This window comes from Desulfonatronospira sp. MSAO_Bac3, assembly GCF_003838035.1.
Taxonomy (GTDB): domain Bacteria; phylum Desulfobacterota; class Desulfovibrionia; order Desulfovibrionales; family Desulfonatronovibrionaceae; genus Desulfonatronospira; species Desulfonatronospira thiodismutans.
Window position 1 is genome coordinate 1 of record NZ_QYZY01000207.1, and the last position, 6978, is coordinate 6978.

7 protein-coding genes are annotated in these 6978 nt (G+C 57.5%); 4 read left to right on the forward strand and 3 right to left on the reverse strand.

Annotated elements, in window-relative coordinates; all coding sequences use genetic code 11:
• Window positions 1-492 (forward strand): cation transporting ATPase C-terminal domain-containing protein (locus D5S03_RS07045; protein WP_287043192.1); only part of this gene is annotated, 492 nt, incomplete at its 5' end.
• A 3-nt stretch (window positions 493-495) separates the two neighbouring features.
• Here D5S03_RS07045 and D5S03_RS07050 read toward each other — a convergent pair.
• The 3 genes from D5S03_RS07050 to moaA are packed head-to-tail and all read right to left on the reverse strand — an operon-like array spanning window position 496 to window position 3492.
• Complete coding sequence (locus tag D5S03_RS07050) at window positions 496-1356, reverse strand: EamA family transporter (protein ID WP_008869799.1); 861 nt, start codon at window positions 1354-1356, stop codon at window positions 496-498.
• Window positions 1357-1365: 9 nt separating this feature from the next.
• Entirely contained in the window at window positions 1366-2481 is a 1116-nt protein-coding gene (gene alr, locus D5S03_RS07055) for an alanine racemase (RefSeq protein ID WP_008869800.1), read from the reverse strand.
• A 15-nt stretch (window positions 2482-2496) separates the two neighbouring features.
• Window positions 2497-3492, reverse strand: a complete 996-nt coding sequence (gene moaA, locus D5S03_RS07060) for a GTP 3',8-cyclase MoaA (protein ID WP_008869801.1) — start codon at window positions 3490-3492, stop codon at window positions 2497-2499.
• Window positions 3493-4174: 682 nt separating this feature from the next.
• Between moaA and msrB the strand changes: the two genes are divergently transcribed.
• From msrB to D5S03_RS07075, 3 genes are all read left to right on the forward strand, one after another.
• Complete coding sequence (msrB, locus tag D5S03_RS07065) at window positions 4175-5170, forward strand: peptide-methionine (R)-S-oxide reductase MsrB (RefSeq protein ID WP_008869802.1); 996 nt, start codon at window positions 4175-4177, stop codon at window positions 5168-5170.
• Window positions 5171-5181: 11 nt separating this feature from the next.
• Window positions 5182-6342 carry a class I SAM-dependent RNA methyltransferase gene (locus D5S03_RS07070; protein WP_287043195.1) on the forward strand — a complete coding sequence of 387 codons (1161 nt, stop codon included), beginning with the start codon at window positions 5182-5184 and terminating at the stop codon, window positions 6340-6342.
• A gap of 233 nt (window positions 6343-6575) precedes the next feature.
• Window positions 6576-6911, forward strand: a complete 336-nt coding sequence (locus tag D5S03_RS07075) for a hypothetical protein (RefSeq protein WP_287043197.1) — start codon at window positions 6576-6578, stop codon at window positions 6909-6911.
• Window positions 6912-6978 lie beyond the last annotated feature (67 nt).

The following is a 6978-nucleotide window of genomic DNA, read 5'->3' on the forward strand; positions in this document are numbered from 1 at the left end:
ACCCTGGCCCTGGCCCTGGCCTTTGAGCCCCCGGAAGGAAATGTCATGAGCCGTCCCCCCAGGCCTCCGGATGAACCCCTCATCTCCGGATTTCTCATCTGGCGCGTGGCCTCGGTATCCGTGCTCCTGGTCATCGGCACTCTGTGGCACTACCAGTATATGCTGGCCGGAGGTGCTTCCCATGAACTGGCCTCCACCACGGCCATCAACACCCTGGTGGTGGGACAGGTCTTCTACCTGATAAACAGCCGGTTCATCCACGAACCGGCCTGGAGCATCCGGGGCTTTCTGGGCAGCAGGGCGGTGCTTATCTCCATTGCCGTCCTGGCCGTACTGCAGATTGGCTTTACCTACCTGCCCTTCATGCAGTACATCTTCCAGACCGAACCCGTCTGCCTTGAGTCCTGGATCAGGATAGTACTCTTCGGCATAATCGTATTTCTGGCTGTAGAGCTGGAAAAGGCCTTTTTCCGGAGAAAAACCGGCAATTAGACATCAGGACATGGCTATAAGCATGACTCCTGCCAGCATGACCAGGGTGGCCGTCACCCTGGTCTTCATATCCTTTTCCAGAAAATAAATCCCGCCTATGAGCACCCCGAGCACGATGCTGGTCCTTTTTATGGCAATTACGTAAGGTACCAGACCGATCTTTATGGCTGCCATCTGACACACGAAGCCCACCCCGGTGACCAGGCCTATGAGCAGAAGGGGGGTCAGGTTGGCCTGCATTTTCCCCCGCAGCCTGCCCCGCATGCAGAAAAGAACCACTGTCAGGCCCAGGGAGATAAAACTCTGGATGCACACCGCCCAGAAAAAGGGACTGGTGGCCATGACTCCGATTTTATCCATGTTGGCGGCCACGCTCCAGATAAGGGCCACCATGAGCATCAGCCTGGCCCCGGGATCGCTCACCAGGGCCCTTAAGGGACTTAAAAGCGTGGCCTCCCTGCCCACCCCCAGCAGATAGGAGCCGCCCACAATGAACAAAACCCCGACATATCCCAGGGGCGTGGGGATATCCCCCACCAGCAAAGGTGAGGTAAAGAGCAGAAAGGCCGGGGTAAAGCTTAAAAGGGGCAGGGTGATGGAGAGATCCGAAGTGCTTATGGCCCGGATATACAGAACCGTGGCCAGGATATTCAGGCCGCCCCCCACAAGAAGGGCCGTCCAGAATTCAGGGGGCAGGTACTCCGGAATGGGAGTGAAAAAGATAAGAGGCAGGATAAAGGGCAGACTGAAGACCTTCCACACCCAGGCAATGGTGAATACGTCCATGCTCTGCAGGCTTTTCTTGCACAGCCCGTCCTTGGCCGCTTCGCACACGGCGGTGATAAAGGCCAGAATGATCCACATGTGATTTACTTAGCCGGCCCTGCTGTAAGTCCTTGGGTTTTTGCCCAGGCTGCAGAAAATCTCGTAAGAAATGCTGTCCAGCCACCCGGCCATCTCCCGGGCGCTTAACAGTTGCCGCCCTTCTCCGCCCAGAACATAAACCTCGCAACCGGGGGCAATATCCCCGGCATGGCTTGCATCCACTACGCTCAGCTGCATGCAGACCCGGCCCAGCACAGGCATCCTGCGGCCCTGGTAAAGCATCCAGCCCCGGTTGGAAAGGCCCCGGGAATAGTTGTCCGCATAACCGCAGCCAATGACCGCGATGCGCATGTCCCTGGGTGCAGTAAAGCAGAGCCCGTAACTGACCCCTGCCCCTTTTTCCAGGTGGTGCACCGCCAGAACAGGGGCCCTGACATGCATGGCCTGGGCCAGGCCCTCACCCTTGGAGGCCCAGGGGGTATGCTCAAAGGGATTGTCCCCGTAAAGGGAGATGCCGGGGCGAACGCAGTCCAGATGTGTTTCCGGGTGGGCCAGGATGGCCGCCGAGTTGGCCAGAGACTTTTCAAATTCATGACCCCTGGCCTGCATGGTCCGGCAGTAGTCTTCAAAGGTCTTAAGCTGGCGAAGCACCTCCTGCCTGCCCTGGACAGAATCCGCCAGGCTCAGGTGCGAGGCCAGCATGTGCAGTTTGAGCCCCCGGCACTTCTCCCAGGTCTCCAGCAGCTCATGCAGGTCCCCTCCTCTGAACCCCAGCCGGTTCATGCCGGTTTCCAGCTTGATGGCCACCGGGATTGTCCCTCTGAAGCTGCAGGAGGCCTCTTGCAGGGCCTTTAACTGCTCCCGGGAATGAATAAATGGGATGATCCTGTGCCGGGCCAGAAGGTGGTAATCCTCAGGGGAGACCGGTCCAAGCAGGGAATAGATTTCAGGCGCGTCCAGGCAGTCTCTCAGGCGCGCTCCTTCCTGGACGCTGCCCACCCCGAAACGATCCGCCCCGGCCTGATGCAGGCAGCGGGCCGTCTCTTCCAGGCCGTGTCCGTAGGCATCGGCCTTGACCACGGCCATAACCCTGGCGGTGGTCCTGCGGCTTAGAAATGCAAAATTATCCTCTATGGACCTGGTCTGGATGTGCACCTTGAGCATAGCAAAATCCCGGTTTTATCCGCCTATGGAAGACATGACCCGCCGGCACAGGCTTTTTTCCTTTTTGCCGCCGGACATGAGCTCATGGCCCATGGGCTTTTTGCGCCCTGCCCGTTCCATGACCAGGCGCAGCCTTTCAGGGCTGATTTTCGGGGAACGGATAAGGGGCAGCAGGTTGTATTCTTTGTCCGAGAAAAGGCAGGTGCGCAGACGTCCATTGGCTGTTACCCGCAGGCGGTTGCAGGTGGCGCAGAAATGCGCGCTCAAAGGGGATATGACCCCCACCCGGCCCAGGCCATGCCCGGGTTTGTACATGCGGGCCGGGCCATGGTTGCGGGTCAGGTTGTCCACCGGCACCATGTCGGTTAACTCTGCAGCCTGAGTCAAAAGATCCGCCGAGGACCAGTAATAATCCTGTTCCCACAGGGTCTTCTCACCAATGGGCATAAACTCTATGAAACGTACGTCCAAAGGCTTGTCCATGGCCAGGCGGATAAAATCCCCCAGCTCGTCATCATTGACCCCCTTAAGGGCCACGGCATTTATCTTGACCCGGATCCCCTCTTCCAGGCAACGGTCAATACTGGCCATGACGCTGTCCAGCTTGTCCTGTCCGGTTATACGCTGATACTTGTCCCGGTCCAGGGTGTCCAGGGAGATGTTCAGGCCTTTGATGCCGATGTCGCGCAAGGCCCGGATCTTGCCGGCAATGAGGGTGGCGTTGGTGGTCAGCCTTATCTCCATCTGCGGCAGCTCGCTTTTGAGCCGATGCAGAAAATACAGTATATCCCGGCGGACAAAAGGTTCGCCTCCGGTAAGCCTGACCTTCTGCACATCCATGCCCGAGGCTGCGTGCAGCAGATACAGCATGTCCTCGTAGGTCAGGATATTTTTGTGGGAAATGAATCTGGAGCCCTTGCCGGGCCGGCAGTAAAAGCATCTCAGATTGCAGCGGTCGGTTATGCTCAGGCGCAGGTAGCTGACTCCCCGGCCGTAGTTGTCCTGGATCATCTGGTATTGCTCCTGGAAAATCAGGTTGTAATATCCCGCCCCTTACTGGCTGCAGGGCTTATACGCCCCTGGACGAAAACCGGGACAGGATTTAATGTAACCCTTCAGGGGTATGCCGGAATCACGCCTCTGGCGTGAGTGCCAGTAATCACCACCGAGGACCCCCTGAATGGTTAAAACTTAACTGCCCGGCAGCTTATACCAAGAAAGCCGGGCAGGCAACCTTGCCCGGTTTTCATAACCGCCGGGCTCGCGGCGGCGCAGTTTTTTTTAGAATGACTGTTTCCGGGCTTGCCTTTGCCCCGGGGAAAACCTATAAATCAATAGTGCCGGAAACCCAACCGGCAACCTGTTCAAGTAAAATTTATTGCATAACACTACAGCGAAACTTATTTATTGACCTCCGGGGACTGGCTCTCCCCGCGCTTATTTTTAAAACCTGTTAATCATCCTTCAGAAAAATAAGTGCGGGGGTGCCTGTCCCCAATTGAGATACGATATTATATTTTATAAGTTTCGCTGTAGGGATAACCTGCAGGAAATGAAGACTCAACAAGCTTTACCAGCTGATTTATCAGTTCAACCATTTACCAGGCGCTTTATTTAATGTTTACCCTGCCCAGCACAGCCGGCCAGGCGTAAAAGCAAGTGCCGGATGAACCATTAAATTCGGGAGAAAAAAATGAACACAGTAAAAGAAACCGCCCAGCAGGCCACTTTTGCCGGGGGATGCTTCTGGTGTCTGGAAGCTGACCTGGCCAAACTTGAAGGCGTGCTGGAGGTCGTATCCGGATATACCGGGGGACATACTGAAAACCCCACTTACGAGCAGGTCACTACCGGCCTCACCGGACATTTCGAGGCCGTACGGGTAAACTTTGATCCGGGCCTTATAAGCTACAACCAGCTTCTGGACGTATTCTGGAAATCCATCGACCCCATTGACCCCGGCGGGCAGTTCGCAGACCGGGGAAGTCAGTACCGCACAGTCATATTTTATCACAATGAGGAACAGCGGGTTGCAGCCGCTGAATCCAGGAAAGCCCTGCAGGCCACGGGCAAATTCCGGGGGCCGGTGGCCACCCTGATTCTTCCTGCGGACGAGTTTTATCCTGCCGAAGACTATCACCAGAAGTACTACGAAAAAAACAAGGAACACTACCGCCGCTACCGGGTCCTTTCGGGACGTCAGGATTTTCTGGAACGGCAGTGGGGACATTCGACTCCAGATGCCGGCAACAACAGGACCAGTGTATCCGAGCATCCCGAGGTCAAGCTGACCCCCATGCAGTACCGGGTCACCCGGCAGGACGGCACGGAGCCTCCCTTTGATAACGAATACTGGGACCACAAGGAAGAAGGCCTCTACGTGGACATAATCTCCGGAGAGCCCTTGTTCAGCTCTAAGGACAAGTACGACTCCGGTACCGGCTGGCCAAGCTTCACCCGTCCAATCAAAGAGGAAAACATTGTCCAGCGCCCGGATCACAGTCTGCCCAGCCCGCGCACCGAAGTTCGAAGCGCTGGATCAGACTCACACCTGGGACATGTATTCGACGACGGGCCTGAGCCCACTGGAATGCGCTTCTGTATCAATTCCGCAGCCCTGCGCTTTGTCCCGGCGGAAGACCTGGAGCAGGAAGGCTACGCTGAATTCCTGGATTTGTTCAGGGATTAATCCGGTCAAGCATGCAGGAACTGGAGCTCACAGTCGAACGCCTCATCTGGCGGGGCCGGGCCCTGGCCAGGCTAGAATCCGGGCAGGTGGTCATCCTGGAACCAGGTGTATTCCCGGGGGAGCGCATCCTGGCGCAAGTCACCAAAAGCACCGGAGACCATCTCCAGGCCAGGTGCACCCGCCTCCTGGAGCCGGCAGAGCACAGGCAAGAGCATCCCTGCCCCCTGGGTGATCTTTGCGGGGGATGCCGATTCGGGGTTTTGCCCTACCAGGTCCAGGTTAAAATCAAACACCAGGTGCTGCAAACAGAAATCCGCCGCGCCCTGGGCCGCAAGTGGTCCGGACATGCTCCCGAAGAAATATTGGTCTTTTCCAGCCCTGAAAGCTGGGGCTATCGCTGGCGCGGCCAGACAGAAGTCCTGGACGGCCGCCCCCATGTCAAGGCCCTGGGCAGAAACCATCCCCTGCACTGCCCCAGATGCCTGCTGCACGCCCCGGTCCTGGCCGTGGAGCTTCCCCGCATCTGCCAGGACCTGCCACCTGGGCGCTACACCATGGCGGCCAGCCCCCTGGACCACAAGGTCCTTGCCCATACCAGTCCGGAGTGGCTGAAGCTTCCTCTGGAAAAATCCGGCATCAGCCTTCAGGTCCGCCCGGGATCCTTTTTTCAGGCCAACTGGAGGCTGAACCAGGACCTGGTGCAATATGTGCTCTCCCGGCTTGCCCACCTGGACAGCCTGGCAGACCTGTACGCCGGGGCCGGCAACTTCGCCCTGCCCTGTGCTGCCGGGGGACATAAAGTCCTGGCCCTGGAATCCGACTCCCGGGCAGCCAAAGGAGCCCTGCGAGCAGCCAGAGAGGGCGGCCTGAACAATCTGCGCATCCATACCGGCGACCTGCGCCGGAGGGAGGCCATGCAGACAGTGAAGAAGTTCGCCCCTCAGGGCCTGATTCTGGATCCGCCCCGCAGCGGTGCAGGCAGAAACCTGCAGTCCCTGGCCGGGCTGGAGAGCCTGCAGCGCCTGGCATGGATCTCCTGTGACGTGGTCAATACCTGCCGCGACCTGAAGCCTTTCCTGGAGGCCGGCTGGCGTATCCGGGAGGCGGCCATGTTCGATATGTTCCCCCAGACCTGGCACATGGAGGCCGTATTTGTGCTGGGAAAATCCTGAGTTGTCCTCCAAACCTCTGAAACGCAATCCTTTGAAAGGTAAGCATTCAGGGGGTCCTTGATGGTGATTACTGGCACCAGGCCTCTGGCGTGATCGGCACCCCCTGAATACTTACTTTGAAAGAAACCTGAATGTGCTGAAGGTTTGCTTAAATTGGTTAATCAGGACTTTAAATCCCAAGCGTTTTTGTATATGGTACTTTTGAAGGGAACCTGAAAACCAGATACTTTTCCATGCAGCAATTTTTATTCGACACTTTTTTCCGGGGCATTGCCTGCCTCTGTCTGATACTGGCCCTGGCCGCCTGCACAGATGATCCGCCAGAGTACGTGCTTGACCAGCCCCCCCAGGAAACCGGAGTACTAACTGTAGTCACCCGCAGCGGCTCCACCACCTATTACCTGGATCGCCATGAAGTAAAAAAAGGTCCGGAATACGACCTGGCCATGGAATTCGCCCGGTCCAGAGGATGGGAAGTGAACTGGAAGGTGGTCCCCACCACTGCCCAGGTCCTGGAGGTCCTGGAGGCAGGCGGGGCCCACCTGGCCGCTGCGGGTGACTACAGTTAGTACTCCGGTTTCCTGGGGGGGCTGGTCAAGCACGTACTCTGGCGGATCATCTGTGCAGGCGGCCAGG